Raw genomic sequence first — 16,628 nt, 5'->3', positions numbered from 1 at the left:
GACATGGCAGGAACGGTGAGGAAACGTCAGGTCGACCGGCTGCCGTAGCGAGCCCCGGCATGCCCGCCCGCCCGAGAGGTGGTCGGCGAGTCAGCGCATATGTGGCCGTGGCGGGCGGATTTGCGGCCGTCCCCATGGGGGCGGCTGCCTCAGAAGCCATCCCTCTGGTCGGCTCCCTGACCTCAGCGCGGCTGTGACCCCGGTGGTCCGGCGGCGATGAAGGTGACCGACCAGCGCGTGGCCGGGCCCGCACGCAGGAGAACAATCGGCGTTGTCAGACCTGCCTGCAACGGTGTGCTCTACGGGGCGGTGCGAGTGCCGCCCGGATCGACGCCGAAGGAGGCAGGGTGACAGGTCTGAGCGATGGCTGGGCAGGCGTGGGCTGGAGGGACTGGCTGGACCACGACGACATCCGGCGGCGTCTCGATGACGGTGCCGACCCGGAAACATGGCGCGGGGGACGACCTCTGCACCGTGCGGCAGAGTTCGGCTCACCGGACGTCGTCAGCGAATTGGCACGACGCGTGTCGGACGTCGACGCGATGGAGGACGGGACGACCGCGTTGTGGGAAGCCGTCCTCTCCCTTCGCCCCGACAACGCGCGTGCCCTCGCCGCCGCCGGAGCAGACCCCTGGCTGCCCTTGATCGGCGGCTGGTCACCGGGGCGGCTCTCCCTGGCAGGACCCACACCGGACCTGTTCGTGGTCCCTGAAGGAGAACGCGGCCTGACCGAGGCGGAGCACACGGCAGCGCAGGAGGGCAAACGGCTCATCAGGGCACTGGGAGACCAGTACTGCGAGGGCACGGGCCTTGCCTGCGTGGCCGGGATCGACGCCGAGGAAGCGATATGTCGCCTGGAAGCCACCCCGGCAACGGGTGAAGCTCTGGACACGCTGCTGGAGGAGCCGGACGCGTTCGACATGGACGAGAGTCTGCGCATCATCGGCGTGACGACCGTGCCGGGCGGCTGCGTCGTCACTCAGCCGTGGGGTTACGCGCCGCAGATGCCAGGCGTGCTGACCCGGCTGTCCGTCGCGACCATCTGCTACGGCCTGTACGCCAACCCCAAGAGCGGCGACCAGGGCAGCATCGCCCGCAACGGCGTCATCGAGCGCGGGGATCTGCACCCGGGCGGCCCACCGGAGCCGGAGTTCACATCCGAGGAAGTCCTGGCCTCCTACCTCTACCAGAACCACGCGGTGGCCTACTGTCTCGCCTACGCGGGACTGCGGCCGACCGACCCGCGCCCCGTCGTCGGACCACCCGACACCTGGGTCGAGCTACCACCCCGGGATGACTACTGGACCTACTGAACCGCAGTCCTCCCCCGGCCCCCGCGACACCCCGGAGAGGTCCACAGGTGTCGCCGGCCTCCTGCCGCTCGCAGCCCGGACCACCGCCCTGTCATCGTGCGGCGCACGTCATCACGTGCTCACGGAAACGGAGTTCGCGGCGAAGGCAAAGGCGCCACCGAACCGGCGCAGGCACAGGCACAGGCACAGGCACAGGCACAGGCAGCGGCGGACCGGGGGCGCGTATCGGAGGGACCGTGTCCCGATGAGTACCGTCGCCTCCCGGCCGCCGCACTGCGTCACGACCGGCGGCCCACCGCGTCCTGGCCGTCCACCCTTTCCGGACCGTCCACCGCCTCCTGGCCGCCGTCCACCGCGTCCCGCCGTTCCGCGGATCGTGTCCCGCTCTCGGCCGGTACATGTCCCGCGGGTGCGGGCTTACGTCGCCTGGCCGTGAGGCGCAGCGCCACCGGCTCGGTGAATCGGGCGGTCAGCGGGCCAAGGATGACGAGGATCAGGACATAGGCCGTGGCCAGCGGGCCGATACGCGGTTCGACGCCGACCGCGAGACCGGCGATCACCACGGAGAACTCCCCGCGCGCGACCAGCGTGCCGCCCGCCCGCCAGCGGCCCTTCGCGGAGATACCGGCACGCTTGGCAGCCCAATACCCCGTCGCGATCTTCGTCAGCGCGGTGACGACGGCCAGCGCGAGCGCGGGCACCAGTACCGGCGGAATGCTGGCGGGGTCGGTGTGCAGGCCGAAGAAGACGAAGAACACCGCCGCGAACAGGTCCCGCAGCGGGGCCAGCAGATGGTGCGCGCCCTCGGCAACCTCACCGGACAACGCGATGCCGACCAGGAACGCCCCCACGGCGGCGGAGACCTGCAACTGCTGCGCGAGCCCCGCGACCAGCAGGGTCAGACCCAGCACCACCAACAGCAGCTTCTCGGGATCGTCATGCGACACGAACCGGGAGATGAGACGGCCGTAACGCACCGCGAGCAGGAGCACCAGCCCGGCCACTCCGAGAGCGATGGCCAGGGTGACGCTGCCCGCCGCGAGACCGGTTCCGGCCAGCAGGGCGGTGATGATGGGCAGGTAGACGGCCATGGAGAGGTCTTCGAGGACCAGAATGCTCAGGATGACGGGCGTCTCCCGGTTGCCCAGCCGCCCCAGGTCCCCGAGTACCTTCGCGATCACGCCGGAGGACGAGATCCACGTCACCCCGGCCAGGACGACCGCGGCCACCGGCCCCCAGCCGAGCAGCAGCGCCATCGCGGCTCCGGGCAGCGCGTTGAGCGTCGCGTCGACGAGTCCGGCCGGATACTGGGTCTTGAGGTTGGAGACGAGGTCGCTGGCCGTGTATTCCAGGCCCAGCATGAGCAGCAGCAGGATCACGCCGATCTCGGCGCCGATCGCGACGAACTCCTCGCTGGTGCCCAGCGGCAGCAGACCGCCCTCGCCGAATGCCAGACCGGCCAGCAGATAGAGCGGGATCGGCGAGAACTGCAGACGCCCGGCGAACCGGCCCAACAGCCCCAGACCGAGAATGATTGCGCCGAACTCGATTAGAAAGATTGCAGAAGAGTGCACAGGCGATCACTCTCGCCCGAGTATCTCGGCCGCGGCGTCGACACCCTCGCGTGTGCCGATCACGATCAGGGTGTCGCCCCCCGCAAGGCGGTAGTCGGGACCGGGGGAAGGAATGGCCTCAGCGCGACGCAGAACCGCCACGATCGACACCCCGGTGTCCGTACGCATCCTGGTCTCGCCCAGCAGCCGCCCGTTCCAGTGCGAGGTGGACGACAACTCGATGCGCTCCGCGACGAGTCCCAGTTCCGTCGTCGACAGCAGACTCGGGCTGTGATGCGCCGGCATCAGCGCGTCGATCAACGCGTCCGCCTCCCCCGCCGTCAACCGGGCGGACAGCGCACAGGCGTCCGGATCGTCCTCCCGGTATGCATTCACCGTCCGGGAACCGTCGCGGTGAGCCACCACGGACAAACGGCGCTGCTCCCGCGTGGTCAGGTCGTAGCGCACACCGATCCCTGGCAACGGTGTACTGCTCATGCGCACGGCACTCATGGCTGCCCCCATTTCCGGCCATCCGGTTTTTGACGTTTCTTGGGAAAACTTTTGATGACACCCTAGCGTTGCGTTTTGCAACCGGCCGACCACACCCGAGCGGGGCACCAGTGGGAGAATCCGTGCTCAGGGTCCGCGTCCACAGTCAGGGGGACGAACGGCGTTCCCCGTTCGCCGGTACGGGGCGGACCGGAAGGAAGCGTCAGGATGATCGAGTGGGGATCTCTCGGCACCGGAGCCAGGCCCGTACCCCGGCCCGTCGCCACGCCGCTGGTGTGGGCCGCGGCCTTCGGTGGCGCGCTGGTGCTGGTGGCGGTCCTCAACACTGTCGTGGGACTGGACCGCCCCGGACTCGCCCTGGTGGCACTGTCCTTGATGGCCGGCGTGCTCGGCTCGTACGCGCGCTTCACCGCCGCGCCCGGGACAGCCGTACTGTGCTGGCTGTTCCTGAACGGCTTCGCCATCCCGCCGCTCGGGACGCTCACCTGGGCCGCGGCCCGCGACATCCTCTGGCTGGCATGTCTGTTCACCGCGACCCTCATCGGCACGGGACTGGCCCGCGTGATCCACGCTCGTGCCGCCTACCACCGCCTCACCACACGTGCCGGCAACAGGGTGTCCGACGCGGGTCATAGGTCCGGGCCGACGCGCGGCGTCTGACCGGCTTCACCGCTGCGGCGCGTACGCTGGCCTGCGGTCCTGCCCTTCGGGTGGCCACACGTCCGGTTCCGAGACCGGTGTTGCACCCGCCGCCGGTGGAGGCTGAGCGGCTCAGGCCGATGAGGCGCTGGACGGTGCCGGTGTGCGTTCCTCGCTCCTTCGGCGATCGCCCGGTCCGTCCCCGCACTGGTGAGGATCGGCGCCCAGTGGCACAGCACGCCCTACTCCTGAGCGGTGGACCGGATTCAGGACAGCAGAACGCCGAACACCGAACGTCGGCAAGGGAGTTGGAGATCTCGATGATCGGGAGTCATCGATGCGCCCGGACGGTGATCAGCCGATCGTCAGCTGCCATCGGACCTCTCCGTCGTGCCAGTGCTCCGTGGGCCGGAGCCCCGCCGCTGCGGCGACAGTGGCAGACGCCGCGTGGTCGGGGTGGATGTGGGCGACGACGGTCCGTACCCTCTGGCCCGCGAGCCAGGTGATCAGGCCGCGGGCCGCTTCGGTGGCGAGGCCGCGCCGCTGCCAGGGGGTTCCCACCACCCAGGAGATCTCGGCGACTTCACCGTGATCCCCTGCGGCCACCGTCGCCTGAACCGTGCCGGTCAGGCAGTCCTCCTCGCGGAGCCGGAGGACCCAGTTGCACCAGGAGACGGCGGGGTCGGGCGAGCCGGCGACCAGGCGCTCGTAGCGAGCGCGCAGGTCCGGTCCGGTCGCCGGGGCGCCGCCGATGAAAGTGTGCAGCTCCGGGTCGGACAGCACGGTGGCCATTTCGTCGGCGTGCTCCACCAGCAGGGGCAGGAGGGTCAGCCGACTGGTGCGGATGGCCGGGGGCTCGATGATGGTCACGGTCCCTCTCGCTCGGGGGTGCTCGACGCGTGTGCCGCGAACGCGGCGGGCACGGGTTCTTGCAGCGGCCACCCGGCCACCTACGGGCGAGGGCAACCGGGTCCTGGCCTCTAGGAGGACCTCCCCCAGTGTGGCGACCGCGGGCGTCGGTGTCAGCGGGCCGACAGTCCCTGATTGCCGACGGGCAGGGCTCGGTGCGTCGGGTGCGTCCGTTCCGGTCGAACGTGATCGCGATCAGCGACGATCCTTCCCGCACGCTCCCGTTCGCGACGACCCGCCTTCACGAGGCCGCCGCGGCCGACCGGCGACCGGCGACCGGCGACCGGCGACCGGCGACCGAGGCACCATCACACCGCCGTCCGGCACCCCCCGCCCGGATTGGCCCCGTACGTCGGTACCGCGGACGCCCCGCGCATGGCCCCGGGCGCCGGTGGGGGCTACCAGCCCGCCGGTTTCGCCGTTCCCATGGCCCGGGTGACGGTGATCTCGATGACGACGCGCTCCGGGTTGGGCCGCGGGGGCTTGTACCGCTCGGTGTAGCGGCGCTCGGCGTCGGACACGGAGGCCGGGTCGTCCTTGATGACGGCGGTGCCCTCCAGGGTGCACCAGCGGCGGCCGTCGGCCTGGCTCACCGCGACGTGCGCCGTCCCATCGGCGGCGCGCACGTTGCGCACCTTCTTGCTGCCGGCGCTGCTGATGACGCGGGCGATACGCGTATCGGGGTCGTACGTGACGCCCACCGGCACCAGGTGCGGGGTCCCGTCCGGGCGCCGCGTGGTGAGGAAGCAGATGCGGCGTTCCCGCCAGAAGGTGTCGTCGGGCGAGGAGGGGGGTGGGGCGGTCATCGGTGTCCTTCATACGGGCGGCGTGGGTGCGCGGATCAGGTCGTGGCCGCAAACCACGGGCAGGGTACGTGACCGGGCCCTCGCGGTGCCCTTCCGAGGGTGGCGCGGCGGGGAGCGGCTGCCGGAGCAGCCCACGGGGTTGGCGGCCACGGGCAAGGTACTCACCGGGTCGGCAGCCCAGTGCCGGTGGTCCGTGCGGACTCACGTCCAGGTGGTCCCGGTGGACCACCAACCGACCAGTTCCTCCAGCCGGTTGTGCACCTCCTCCTCCGTGTCACCGATGACGACCGCATCGGCGGCGGCGTCCACGGCGTGGCGCATGCCCTCGCTCCGGGTGCCGGGCTCCAGATGGACGGTGAGGTGCACTCCCGGAACCGGGCAGGGTTCGGCGGGCGGCTGGAAACGGCCCGTTCCGGGTGGGAGGACGACCCAGCCGCAGGCCTCCTCCGGCGCCTTCGGCTGGACGTCGAGGGTGAGGTCCAGGCCGCACTGGGCGCGGAGGCCCTCTTTGGCGAGGTGGACGCCGAAGGCCCGTTCGTAGGTCGTGGCGATGGGCCCTCCGCCGGCGCGGCATGCGATCTCGCAGAGGACGGGTACGCCGTCGTCCCCCACCCATGCCTCCAGGTGGAAGCTGCTCGGCATCGGGGAGGGTGGCAGGGCGGCGACGACGTCGGCGGTGAAGGCGGCGAGTCGGGCCGTGCGGGGGTTGTGCGGGCTCAGCAGGACGCTGCTCAGGGCGGATGCGTGGCGAGTGTGTTCGGCCACGCCGGTGTTGTAGCGCGAGGGCCAGCAGTGCACCACCTCGTGGCCGCGCATGATGCCGTCGACGTGGAAGAAGTCCCCGTGCGCGAAGGACTCCGCCATCCACTGGCCCGGCAGAAGCGGGACCGTACGGGGTCGTTCGGGGTCGAGGAAGCCGGCCAGGTCCGCGTCGTCGCGCAGGGCGGCGAAGCCTTCCGCGCCGGCGCCGGAGCGCGGCTTCACCACGACGGGAAAGCCGTGCGCGTCGATGAAGTCGAGCAGGTCCAACGGGTCGTCGACCGGGGCGAATTCGGGCACGGGCAGCCCGGCCGCACGCGCCAGCCGCTTCATGGCGACCTTGTCGCGGTAGGCGTTCGCGGATTCGCCGTGCTGTCCGGGGAGGCCGAGGCGGCCCCGCAGCCGGGCGGCGCGCAGGACGTCGTCCTCGCTGGTGCTGGCGACCAGGTCCACACCGAAGGCGCGGGCCGCCTCCTCCGCGATACGGTCCGTGGCCCAGCTTCCGTAGTCGTCCACCAGCCGGTGCCCCAGAAAGCGACCGGTGACGTCGGAGCCCGATGCGGCGACCGCCTCCCGCGGGGTGACCAGCACGACATCGGCTGCGGCGTCGCCCAGCCATCGGTGGAGGGGCCGCCGGTCCAGCGGTCGGCGGGAGAAGAGAAGGACTTTCGGCATGGGGTCAGATCCTTGCGGGAGAGGGGGAACCGGCGGGGAGCAGAGCACCGTGGAGATGCACCAGGCTGTCCCCGGGCGCGCCGGTCTCCGCGTGTTCGACGCTGCAGATGACCAAGTGGTGGTCGCCGAGCCGGACTTGGCCGTAACGGAAGCCGACGAGTCGCGCCAGGCAGCCGTCGAGCAGGGGGACTCCGTGCGGTCCGGTGCTCCAGCGGGTGGGCGGGGCGAAACGGTCGACGCCGCGGCCGGCGAATCGCTCGGCCGTCTCCGTCTGGTCCGCTCCCAGGATGTGGAGGCCGAACCAGAGGCTCCCTTGGAGACGGGCCCAGGTGGAGGAGGAGTCGGCCAGGGCGAAGGAGACCAGGGCGGGATCGGCGCTGATCGAGGTGAAGGAGGTGATGGTGACGCCGGCGGGCCCGGTGGGCGTGGCCGCGGTCAGCACGGCCACACCGGAGGCGTACGAGCGTAATACGGTGCGCAGGACCGTGCCGTCGACCGTCATGCGCCGGCCTCCGCCGGTCGGAAGGCGGGGCGGGGCAGGCCCAGGTTCTCCCGGAGCGTGGTCCCTTCGTACGCGGTGCGCATCAGCCCGCGGCGCTGCAGCTCCGGTACGACGAGGTCGACGATGTCGTCGAGCCCGCCGGGCAGGTGGCTGGGCATGATGTTGAATCCGTCGGCGGCTTCGTTGTGGAACCAGTCCTCCAGTTCGTCGGCGATGGTCTCGGGGGTGCCGAGGAGGAATCGGTGCCCGCGGCCTCCGGCGACCGAGAGATAGAGCTGGCGGATGGTCAGACCCTGCCGCCGCGCCTGCTCGTAGACGAGTTGCTGCCGGCTGGTGCTGCCTTCGGTGGGCGGGAGTTCGGGCAGGGGTCCGTCCAGGGGCAGGTGGGAGATGTCCACGTCGCCGAGGAGTCCGGTGAGCAGGCCGAGGCCGACGACCGGGTCGACGAGGTCCTGGAGTTCGGCGTACTTGTCCTCGGCCTCTGCCCGGGTGCGTCCGGCCATGAGGAAGACGCCGGGGAGGATCTTGACGTCGTCGGGATTGCGGCCGTGGGCGGCGGCCTGTTCGCGCATGCCGCGGTAGTAGGTCTGTGCCTGGTCGAGGGTCTGCTGTGCGGTGAAGACGACCTCGGCCCACCGGGCGGCGAAGTCCTGTCCGTCCGGGGAGGAGCCCGCCTGGACGATCACCGGGTGGCCCTGGGGCGGGCGGGCGACGTTGAGGGGTCCGCGGACCTGGAAATGTTCGCCGCGGTGGCCCAGGATGTGCAGCTTCTCCGGGTCGAAGAACCGGCCGGACTTCTGGTCGTGGAGGAAGGCGTCGTCCTCCCAGCTGTCCCACAGGCCGGTGACGACGTCCATGAACTCCCGTGCACGGTGGTACCGGGTGGCGTGGTCGGGCTGCTGGTCGAGGTTGAAGTTGCGTGCCTCGGCGTCGGTGACGGAGGTGACGACGTTCCAGCCGGATCGGCCCCCGCTGAGGTGGTCCAGCGAGGCGAACTTCCGGGCGATGTGGAACGGCTCGTTGTACGTGGTGGAGGCGGTCGCCGTCAGCCCGATGTGGGTGGTGTGGACGGCCAGCGCGGACAGCAGGGTCAGCGGCTCGAAGTGGACCATGCGTCCCTGGCGGCTGAGTTCGTCGGCGTCGCGGTAGTGGGTCCGTATGCCGGCGCCGTCGGACAGAAAGATCATGTCGAACTTGCCGCGTTCGGCGGTCTGCACCACGGAGCGGTAGTGGTCGAAGTCGAGGCCGCCGTCCGGCCGTGCCTCGGGGTGGCGCCATGCGGCGACGTGGTGACCGGGTGCCGGAAGGAAGGCCCCGAGCTTCATCATGCGCCGGCTCGTGCCGGGCCGGTTGGTGTTGCGGTACTGCGTCGTGCGCGGGTTCGTCATGCACGGGTTCGTGTCGGGCTTGTTCGCGGTCACGGTGTTGCTCTCCGATGAGTCCGATAAGAGTGGGCCGGCCGGTGCGGCCGGCATGCGGTCAGCCGAGGCGTCGGACGGGCTCTCCGTCGAGGAAGGCCCGGATGTCCTCCACCGCCTGGCCGTAGTACGTCTCGTAGTTGGCGCGGGAGACATAGCCGAGGTGCGGGGTGGCCAGCAGGTTGGGGGCGGTGCGCATCGGGTGCTCGGCCGGGAGCGGTTCGGTGTCGAACACATCGACTCCGGCGCCCGCGATCCGGCCGTCCCGGAGCGCGGTGAGGAGCGCGTCCTGGTCGACGATGGCGGCCCGCGAGGTGTTGATCAAGTAGCCCGTGGGGCGCATCAGTGCCAGTTCCGGTGCCCCGAGCAGTCCGCGGGTGCGATCGCTCAGGGCGAGGTGGACGGAGACGACGTCGCTGGTGCGCAGCAGCTCTTCCTTGGATGCCGCGAGGGTCACGCCGACCTCTCGGGTGCGTTCCCGGTCGAGGTTCTGACTCCAGGCGACCACGTCCATGCCGAACGCCAGGCCGACCTGGGCGACCTTGCTGCCGATCTTTCCCAGGCCGAGCAGACCGAGCCGCCGCCCGGAGAGGTCCGCGCCGAGGGTGCTCTGCCAGGGTCCGCCCCGGCGCAGGGAGGTGCTCTCGGTGACGATGCCTCGTGCGAGGCCCAGGATCAGGGCCCAGGTCAGCTCCACCGGGGGTGTGGAGGAGCTCGCGGTGCCGCAGACGGTCACGCCGTGCTGCTCGGCGGCGGCGAAGTCGATGACCGAGTTCCTCATGCCCGAGGCCACGAGCAGCCTGAGCCTGGGCAGCGCCGCGAACAGGGAGGCGGGGAACGGCACACGTTCCCGGAGGGTGACGATGATGTCGAACCCGGCCATGGCGGCGGCGAGTTCGTCCTCGGTGGCGAAGTGCTCGGTGAAGGTGACGATGTCGACGTCGGTCTCCAGCGGGGACCAGTCGGCGACGGACGTCGCGACGCTCTGGAAGTCGTCGAGCACGGCGCAGCGCAGTGTCATATCAGGTAACTCCGTCGGGTGTTGTTCTGCAGGGCGCCCAGGCCGGGGCCGTCGGGCACCATGATCGTGCCGCGGTCGACGCCGATTCCGGTGAACGGGTCGGCGAGCAGGTCGACGTGTCCGTCCAGGTCGAGGAAGTCGGCCAGGGGTGCCAGTTGGGCCATCGCGCTGACCCCGAGCGCACTCTCCGTCTTGCAGCCCAGCATGACTTTCAGTCCCGTGTGCTGGGCGAGGGAGATCATTTCCAGGGCGCGTCGCAGTCCCCCGCACTTGGTCAGCTTGATGTTGACGGCCCCGGCGCAGTCGCGCAGCCGCAGGACGTCCGCGGGGACCTTGCAGTCCTCGTCGGCGACGACGAGGAGCGGCGCGTGCTCGTGTACGTGGCGCAGCCCGCCGGGATCCGCATCCGGCGGCACGGGCTGCTCGAGGAGTTCGACGTCGTGGCGGTGCAGTTCGCGGGCCACCTCGACGGCCTGCTCGGGGGTCCAGGAGCCGTTGCCGTCGGCCCAGATGCGGCCGCCGTAGACCTCGCGGAGCACTCCGGCACGGCTGCCGTCGTCCTCCGGCGTCAGCTTGAGCTTGAGGATCGGCCAGTCGGCCAGCTTCTCGCCCCTGCGTGCCAGTTCGTCGTCGGAGCAGATGCCGATCGACAGCGCGGTGGGGGGCAGCGGAAGGCCGTCGAGTCCGAGGAGGCGGTACAGCGGCTGTCCCGCCCGTTTGCCCAGCAGGTCGTGCAGGGCCATGTCCACGGCGGCGATCACGGCCGGCCGTACGCCCGCTGCTTCCAGCCGGTCCAGGGCGGGGACCATCCGGTACGGGCCGCTGCCGGCGAGCAGTCGCACGCAGGTGTCGAGTTCGGCGGGGGAGGCTCCCAGGGCGGTGCCGTATCCCTCCAGTCCGTCCCAGCGCAGTCGCACCACGCTCTGCCGTACGGCGTCGGTCACCCCCCTGGTGCCGGCGAACGGCTCCGAGAGCGCCGACTCGATGCGGTAGTGCGTCATCCGCATGCGCCGGCCTCCTCGAACGCCGCGACGATCGCCGATGCCTGACGGAAGGTCAGATCGCGGAAGCCCTCGGGCTCCACGGGTACGGCCGGCTCGCGGGGCACTCCCCCGTACGGAATACCGCTGCCCTCCCGGAACCTGCCGCACAGGTAGTCCGAGAGGCCGTCCCGGTGCGCGCCCAGCCAGGTCAGCGCCGCGTCGTACTCCTCGCCGGGGCGTGCCGCCGCCGTCGCCCGGAAGAGGGCGGCCATCGGTTCGGCGTCGCCGGGATCGGTACTGGCCGGACACAGCATGAACACCGGTGCGGGCAGCAGCACGACACACAGCGGGGAGGCCTCCGTGAACTCCCCGGCCAGACATTCGCTGATGGAACGCATGCCGCGGACGGCGGCGCGGCTGGTGAAGTAGCCGCCGCGCCGGGGAGGGCATCCGGCCATCGAGCGCGCCCCCCAGTGCAGATGCGTGATGAAGGGATCGTCCGCGGGCACGGCCGGACCGTCGGGGTAGTGCGTTCCGAACATCGCTGTCAGCACGCCGGTCAGCAGATGGGACACCACCGGGAGCACCGGAGGCAGGTCGCTGATCCGCTCGAAGAACCGCGCCGGGTCGGTGAGGGCGCGGAACGGCAGCAGAGCGGCTTCGGCGAGTTCGCCGGCGGAGCCGTAGTGGTGGCCGTCGAGCCGGTAGCCCCGCCCGTCGGGGCGGAGTTCGCAGCGTGCGACCTCTCCGTCCAGGCGGACGGCGTGGCTGATGAGATCGGCGAAGGCCCTGCGCGCATTGTCCCGGGTGGCCGCCCGCTCCAGCAGCACCGTCAGCATCGCGGTGACGGTGGCGTCGTGGGCGACCAGGGACGATGCCTCCAGCTCGAAGCGGTAGCCGGTGATGGCCCGCATCCGCCGCAGGTGTACGTCGACCAGCGGGGTCGGTTCGCCCTGTTCCTCGGTCCGCACCAGCGGGCAGAACAGCGGGCGGCTGCGGTCCCGGGGCGCGAACCCGCGCCCGTCCCAGGTGAACAGCGGCAGTGGCCGCCGCCTGCCCTGTTCGACGAGCGAGCCCGGCAGATACACGCCGTCACCGCCCGCGTCGGCGGTGTCCGTCTCCGTCCGGGTGAAGCCGTAGATCAGCGGATAGCCGTGCCCCTGGCCGCAGATGGCGGTGTTGAAGTCCATGGGGCCGGACCGCCCGAGCGCGATGTCCTCCCAGTTCCCCAGGTGTCCGCTGCGCGGCGGAAGCAGCGCGTCCTCCTTGTGCACCAGGTCGAGCAGCGCACCGATGGGCACGTCCCGGGTGCCGAGGTGGACCGGCAGGAAACTGCGGGAGCCGTCGGCGAGCCGGTCGGCGTCGGCAGCCGTCAGAAGATCCAGTTCGTCGGTGATCCTGCGGCTCATGAAGCACGCTCGCTTTCGAGACGGCCGAGCAGGTACGGCAGGGCGCCGCCCGCCAGCAGGACGTCCCACTCACCGCGGGAATGGACATCCGTCCGCGCCGTGAACGCCGTCGCGTCCGCCCGGATCTCGACGGTCCCCCGCTCCCGCATCCTCCCCAGGCCCTCCAGCGTGAACTCCTCGGCACCGGTGAGGCCCAGCCGTTCCCGGCCCCCCTCCGGGAGGAGCAGCGGCAGGATGCCCATGGCGCAAAGGTTCGCGCGGTGGATGCGCTCGAAACTCTCCGCCAGCACGGCGCGTACGCCGAGCAGCCGCGGCCCCTTGGCGGCCCAGTCGCGTGAGGACCCCATGCCGTAGTTGCGGCCGGCCAGGATGACCAGCGGCGTACCGGATGCGGCATAGCGCTGTGCCGCCTCGAAGACCGGCAGACGGTCGCCGGTCGGGAGGTGCACGGTCGCGCCGCCGCCGTCCCCCTGCCCGATCAGGCGGTTGCGGAGCCGGGGATTGCTGAACGTTCCGCGCGCCATCACCTCGTGGTTGCCGCGACGGGAACCGTAGGAGTTGAAGTCCCGCACTCCGCGCTCCCGCAGATACTCCCCCGCCGGTGAGTCCGGCGGGATCGCGCCCACGGGGGAAATGTGGTCGGTGCTGACGTCGTCGCCGAGGACCAGCAGCGCTCGCGCCCGGAGCAAGGGTGCCGTGCCGAGCGGCTCCACGGGATCGACGGCCCCGGTCGCATCGGCGGGCCCGTTCCCGCCGGGCTTCCGGGCCCCGGTCACGTAGGCGGGGGGTCGGATGTACGTGGAGTCCTGCTCCCAGACGAAGGTCGCCCCGCTCTGTCCGGTGATGGACTCCCAGCCCGTGGCCGGGCCAGGCGCGGCGTCGGCGTCGGCGTCGGCGTGGACGTGAACCCCGGCGTCGGCGTCGAAGACCTCCGGGCGCACGAACTGCGCCTCCAGCGCGCCCAGTTCCGCGCTGTCAGGCCACAAATCCCTCAGGTACACGGGCTTCCCGTCGCCGTCGGTGCCCAGCGGCGCGCTCTCCACATCGGTACGGACATGGCCGAGGAGGGCCAGTGCCACGACGAGGGCCGGGGAGGCGAGATATCCGGCCCGGACCTGGGCGTGCACGCGGGCCTCGAAGTTCCGGTTGCCGCTGAGCACCGCGCAGACCGTCAGCCCGCTCCCGGACACGGTCTCCCCCACACCGTCCGCCAGCGGGCCACTGCCGCCGTTGCACGTCATGCAGCCGTATCCGGCGACATGGAACCCGAGCTTCTCGAGGTAGGGCATCAGACCGGCGTCGTCCAGGTAGCGCGTGACCGCGCGCGATCCGGGAGCGAGGCTGGTCTTGACGTGCCCGGGTACGGTCAGCCCGAGCTCGACGGCACGACGCGCCAGGAGTCCCGCGGCAAGCATGGCCTGCGGGTTGGAGGTGCTGGTGCACGAGGTGATGGCCGCGATGACGATGTCCCCGTCGGCCAGGCCCTGCGCCGAGCGGACCGGCCGGGGGCTGAACTCCGCGAAGGAACCAGGGAGTTCGCGGAGCGGAATCTGCTGGTCGGGGCGGCTGGGCCCGGACACGCTCGCACCGACCGTACCGAGATCGAAGGCGATGGTGCGGCCGAAGACGGGCCCGGTCCCCTCGCGCAGCAGCCTCTGCTGCCAGCAGTACTCCTCGACCAGACGCACCTGCGCCACGGGGCGTCCCGTCTGCCTCAGATACCGCAGGGTCTCCCCGTCGACGGGGAAGAATGCGGCCATCGCACCGTACTCCGGGGCCATGTTGGCGATGGTGCAGCGGTCGGCGGCGGAGAGGGCCGAGACCGAGGGGCCGGTGAATTCCAGGATGACGCCGGTGACGTTCTCCTCGCGCAGCCTACGGGTCAGGGTGAGGACCAGATCCGTGGCCGAGGTGCCCGGCCGCGGCTCACCGGTGAGCCGGACCCCGACGATCGGCGGTATGCGGATCGGCTGGGCAAGCCCCAGCATCAGCGCCTCCGCTTCGAGGCCCCCGACGCCCCATCCGAGGACGCCGAGCCCGCCCACCATCGTGGTGTGGCTGTCGGTGCCGATCACGGTGTCGGGGAAGAGCAGTCCGTCCTCGCCGGCCGCCACGACCGTGGTCAGCCGCTCCAGGTTCACCTGGTGCACGATGCCGCGCCCGGGAGGGATCACCCGTACCGCGTCGAACGCCGTCTCGGCCCACTTCAGGAACGCGTAGCGCTCCTCGTTGCGCGTCAGTTCCAGGGCTTCGTTGAGGGCGAGCGCGTCCGGCCGCCCGGCCCAGTCCGTCTGCACCGAGTGGTCGACGACCACGTCGACCGGCAGTGCCGGATCGACCCGCTCGGGACGCGATGTCCGGTCGCGCAGCGCGGCCAGGTCCACCAGCAGGGGGATTCCGGTGTAGTCCTGCACCAGGATGCGGGCGGGCCGGAACGCCATCTCCGCCTCCGGTGCCAGGCCGGCGGCGAGGCGTTGTCCGAGCCGCGCCGCCGCCCGCTGCTCGCCCGACCGCAGCAGGGACTCCAGCAGGATGCGGCCGGTGTACGGGAGCGATCCGAGGTCGACTCCCGCGTCGGCAGCGAACCGCGGCAGGCTGTGGAGACCGGCCTTGCGGCCGGCGATGTGCGCGTGGTCGGTCACGGCGTGCTCATCTCTGCGCGGGCGGTCGAGGACAGACGACGCGGGACGTCATGGACGGTTCCGGGATAAGCGCGTGACGCCGGGCCGCGGTACTCCAGCAGCGGGCGGATCAGCACGTTGTTGGCGTGCTGTTCGAGCGCTTGGGCGACCCATCCGGCGGTCCTGGCGACCACGAACATCGGCACCGTCAGATCGCCGGGCAGGCCCAGCAGCCGGTACGCCAGTCCGGCGTACAGGTCCACATTGGGCGCCACACCGTGCCGCGCGTAGGGCCGCATGGCCGCGGCGACCGCGTCGAGGACGTCGAGGCCACGGGTGTCGCCGCGCTCTTCGCTCAACTCGACGACGGTGGCGCGGAGATGGCGTACGCGCGGATCCTCCGTGCGGTAGACGCGGTGCCCGAAGCCCATGACGGGCTGGTTGCGGCTGTGCAGCTCACGCACGTACGCCTCGGCGTTCTCCGGGGTGCCGACGTCGTCGACGAGCCGGACGACGCGCTCGGCGGCGCCTCCGTGCACGGATCCGGCGAAGGCCGCCACCGCGGCGGTCAGCGCGGCGGTCATCCCGCTCCGGCAGCCGATGGCGACGCGCGCGGTGAACGCCGACGCGTTCGAGCTGTGGTCGGCATGGACGATCAGCCCCTTGTTGAGGAACCGGACCGCGGCGGGTGTGGGCGCCTTCCCCGTCAGTGCCGTGAGGAAGCCTTCCGCGTACGAGACGTCGTCGGGCGCCATGACCGGCTCGCGGCCGGAACGGAACGCGTGGTGTGCCGCGACGAGCATCGGGATCCGCGCGATCAGTGCCATCCCGGCCTCGCGCGCCTCGTCGTAGGACTCGTCGGTGCCCGGCTCGCGCCCAGGGGAGAAGGCCCCGAGCGCGGACACGGTGGTGCGCAGCGCTTCCATCGGGTGGGCATGGGCCAGGGAACGCGCCAGATCGAGGACCGGTCCGGGCAGCTCGCGGTGGACGCGCAGTTCCTTCTCGAACGCCTCCAGAGCGCCGGCGTCCGGCAGTTCACCGTTGACCAGCAGATGGGCGACCTCCTCGAAGGAGGCGTGTCCGGCCAGGTCGTGGATGCTGTAGCCGCGATACTCCAGGACGCCCTGCGCACCGTCGATGCGGGTGATCCGGGTGTGGTCGAAGCGGACCCCTTCCAGGCCGCGCTGGACGGCCGGCTGCTCCGCGGGCGCGGGCGCGGCCTCCAGCGGTTCCCCGCCTCCTGCGAACGCGCGGATCGCGGCCACCGTGCGCAGTCCCACGACCTGGTCGTCGTCGACGGGCAGGCCGAGTTCGTCGCCGAGCGCGACCATGAGCGCTACATGGCCCAGGGAGTCCCACTCCCTGACGGACTGGTACTCCAGGTCCCCGGTGACCCGGTCCTCGGCGATCCCGAGGGCCCGGGCGATGATCCGGTCCACGTGGTGCATGATTCCCCCCTTGGGTGATGGATGGGTGCGGCAGGCCTGCGCGTCCCCTCGCGTCAGGT

General features: G+C 71.3%; 14 protein-coding genes. 2 read left to right on the top strand and 12 right to left on the bottom strand.

Features of this window, described 5'->3' with window-relative positions:
- Positions 1–347 precede the first annotated feature (347 nt).
- Complete coding sequence (locus tag ACGFNH_RS26640; RefSeq protein WP_393657850.1) at positions 348–1,313, top strand: ankyrin repeat domain-containing protein; 966 nt, start codon at positions 348–350, stop codon at positions 1,311–1,313.
- 278 nt (positions 1,314–1,591) lie between these two features.
- On the opposite strand, the gene ACGFNH_RS26635 is transcribed toward ACGFNH_RS26640, so the two are convergent.
- Positions 1,592–2,887 (bottom strand): cation:proton antiporter, encoded by a 1,296-nt coding sequence (locus ACGFNH_RS26635; protein WP_393657848.1) that lies wholly within the window; start codon positions 2,885–2,887, stop codon positions 1,592–1,594.
- Positions 2,888–2,893: 6 nt separating this feature from the next.
- A complete protein-coding gene (locus ACGFNH_RS26630; RefSeq protein WP_393657846.1) occupies positions 2,894–3,364 on the bottom strand; it encodes a cation:proton antiporter regulatory subunit in 471 nt (156 codons plus the stop codon).
- Positions 3,365–3,586: 222 nt separating this feature from the next.
- On the opposite strand from ACGFNH_RS26630, the gene ACGFNH_RS26625 reads away from it, so the two are divergent.
- Entirely contained in the window at positions 3,587–4,039 is a 453-nt protein-coding gene (locus ACGFNH_RS26625; protein WP_393657844.1) for a hypothetical protein, read from the top strand.
- A 333-nt stretch (positions 4,040–4,372) separates the two neighbouring features.
- Here the strand turns inward: ACGFNH_RS26625 and ACGFNH_RS26620 are convergent, their stop codons facing one another.
- From ACGFNH_RS26620 to ACGFNH_RS26575, 10 genes are all read right to left on the bottom strand, one after another.
- On the bottom strand, positions 4,373–4,888 hold the full coding sequence (locus ACGFNH_RS26620) for a GNAT family N-acetyltransferase (RefSeq protein ID WP_393657842.1): 516 nt from the start codon (positions 4,886–4,888) through the stop codon (positions 4,373–4,375).
- Positions 4,889–5,325: 437 nt separating this feature from the next.
- A complete protein-coding gene (locus ACGFNH_RS26615) occupies positions 5,326–5,733 on the bottom strand; it encodes a pyridoxamine 5'-phosphate oxidase family protein (RefSeq protein ID WP_393657840.1) in 408 nt (135 codons plus the stop codon).
- Positions 5,734–5,934: 201 nt separating this feature from the next.
- Positions 5,935–7,167 (bottom strand): acetyl-CoA carboxylase biotin carboxylase subunit family protein, encoded by a 1,233-nt coding sequence (locus tag ACGFNH_RS26610; protein WP_393657838.1) that lies wholly within the window; start codon positions 7,165–7,167, stop codon positions 5,935–5,937.
- Between the two features lie 4 nt (positions 7,168–7,171).
- Positions 7,172–7,669, bottom strand: coding sequence for a flavin reductase family protein (locus ACGFNH_RS26605; protein WP_393657836.1), 498 nt, complete (start codon positions 7,667–7,669; stop codon positions 7,172–7,174).
- Positions 7,666–9,057, bottom strand: coding sequence for an LLM class flavin-dependent oxidoreductase (locus ACGFNH_RS26600; RefSeq protein WP_393657835.1), 1,392 nt, complete (start codon positions 9,055–9,057; stop codon positions 7,666–7,668). The genes ACGFNH_RS26605 and ACGFNH_RS26600 overlap by 4 nt, the downstream gene beginning before the upstream one ends.
- 91 nt (positions 9,058–9,148) lie before the next feature.
- Positions 9,149–10,108, bottom strand: coding sequence for a D-2-hydroxyacid dehydrogenase family protein (locus ACGFNH_RS26595; RefSeq protein ID WP_393657833.1), 960 nt, complete (start codon positions 10,106–10,108; stop codon positions 9,149–9,151).
- The gene (locus ACGFNH_RS26590; RefSeq protein WP_393657831.1) at positions 10,105–11,115 is read right to left on the bottom strand and encodes an enolase C-terminal domain-like protein; all 1,011 of its coding nucleotides are present in this window, start codon (positions 11,113–11,115) and stop codon (positions 10,105–10,107) included. Before ACGFNH_RS26590 ends, ACGFNH_RS26595 begins: the two co-directional genes overlap by 4 nt.
- Positions 11,106–12,500: a DUF6025 family protein gene (locus ACGFNH_RS26585; RefSeq protein ID WP_393657829.1), complete on the bottom strand. Its 1,395-nt coding sequence runs from the start codon at positions 12,498–12,500 to the stop codon at positions 11,106–11,108. The genes ACGFNH_RS26590 and ACGFNH_RS26585 overlap by 10 nt, the downstream gene beginning before the upstream one ends.
- Entirely contained in the window at positions 12,497–15,142 is a 2,646-nt protein-coding gene (gene acnA / locus ACGFNH_RS26580) for an aconitate hydratase AcnA (RefSeq protein WP_393657827.1), read from the bottom strand. Before acnA ends, ACGFNH_RS26585 begins: the two co-directional genes overlap by 4 nt.
- The gene (locus tag ACGFNH_RS26575; RefSeq protein WP_393657825.1) at positions 15,139–16,569 is read right to left on the bottom strand and encodes a citrate/2-methylcitrate synthase; all 1,431 of its coding nucleotides are present in this window, start codon (positions 16,567–16,569) and stop codon (positions 15,139–15,141) included. The genes acnA and ACGFNH_RS26575 overlap by 4 nt, the downstream gene beginning before the upstream one ends.
- Positions 16,570–16,628 lie beyond the last annotated feature (59 nt).

Source organism: Streptomyces sp. NPDC048639 (genome assembly GCF_043199075.1).
In the GTDB taxonomy this organism is placed as follows: Bacteria; Actinomycetota; Actinomycetes; order Streptomycetales; family Streptomycetaceae; genus Streptomyces.
Note: the sequence above shows the minus strand (reverse complement) of the source record. Positions and strands in the feature narration are given on the sequence as shown.

What these genes read in the sequence shown, in the direction of transcription:
- ACGFNH_RS26590 (WP_393657831.1), bottom strand. Translation starts at nt 11,115, where the DNA reads ATGCGGATGACGCACTACCGCATCGAGTCGGCGCTCTCGGAGCCGTTC.
- ACGFNH_RS26595 (WP_393657833.1), bottom strand. Translation starts at nt 10,108, where the DNA reads ATGACACTGCGCTGCGCCGTGCTCGACGACTTCCAGAGCGTCGCGACG.
- ACGFNH_RS26605 (WP_393657836.1), bottom strand. Translation starts at nt 7,669, where the DNA reads ATGACGGTCGACGGCACGGTCCTGCGCACCGTATTACGCTCGTACGCC.
- ACGFNH_RS26615 (WP_393657840.1), bottom strand. Translation starts at nt 5,733, where the DNA reads ATGACCGCCCCACCCCCCTCCTCGCCCGACGACACCTTCTGGCGGGAA.
- ACGFNH_RS26610 (WP_393657838.1), bottom strand. Translation starts at nt 7,167, where the DNA reads ATGCCGAAAGTCCTTCTCTTCTCCCGCCGACCGCTGGACCGGCGGCCC.
- ACGFNH_RS26630 (WP_393657846.1), bottom strand. Translation starts at nt 3,364, where the DNA reads ATGAGCAGTACACCGTTGCCAGGGATCGGTGTGCGCTACGACCTGACC.
- ACGFNH_RS26585 (WP_393657829.1), bottom strand. Translation starts at nt 12,500, where the DNA reads ATGAGCCGCAGGATCACCGACGAACTGGATCTTCTGACGGCTGCCGAC.
- ACGFNH_RS26575 (WP_393657825.1), bottom strand. Translation starts at nt 16,569, where the DNA reads ATGCACCACGTGGACCGGATCATCGCCCGGGCCCTCGGGATCGCCGAG.
- ACGFNH_RS26600 (WP_393657835.1), bottom strand. Translation starts at nt 9,057, where the DNA reads ATGACGAACCCGCGCACGACGCAGTACCGCAACACCAACCGGCCCGGC.
- ACGFNH_RS26625 (WP_393657844.1), top strand. Translation starts at nt 3,587, where the DNA reads ATGATCGAGTGGGGATCTCTCGGCACCGGAGCCAGGCCCGTACCCCGG.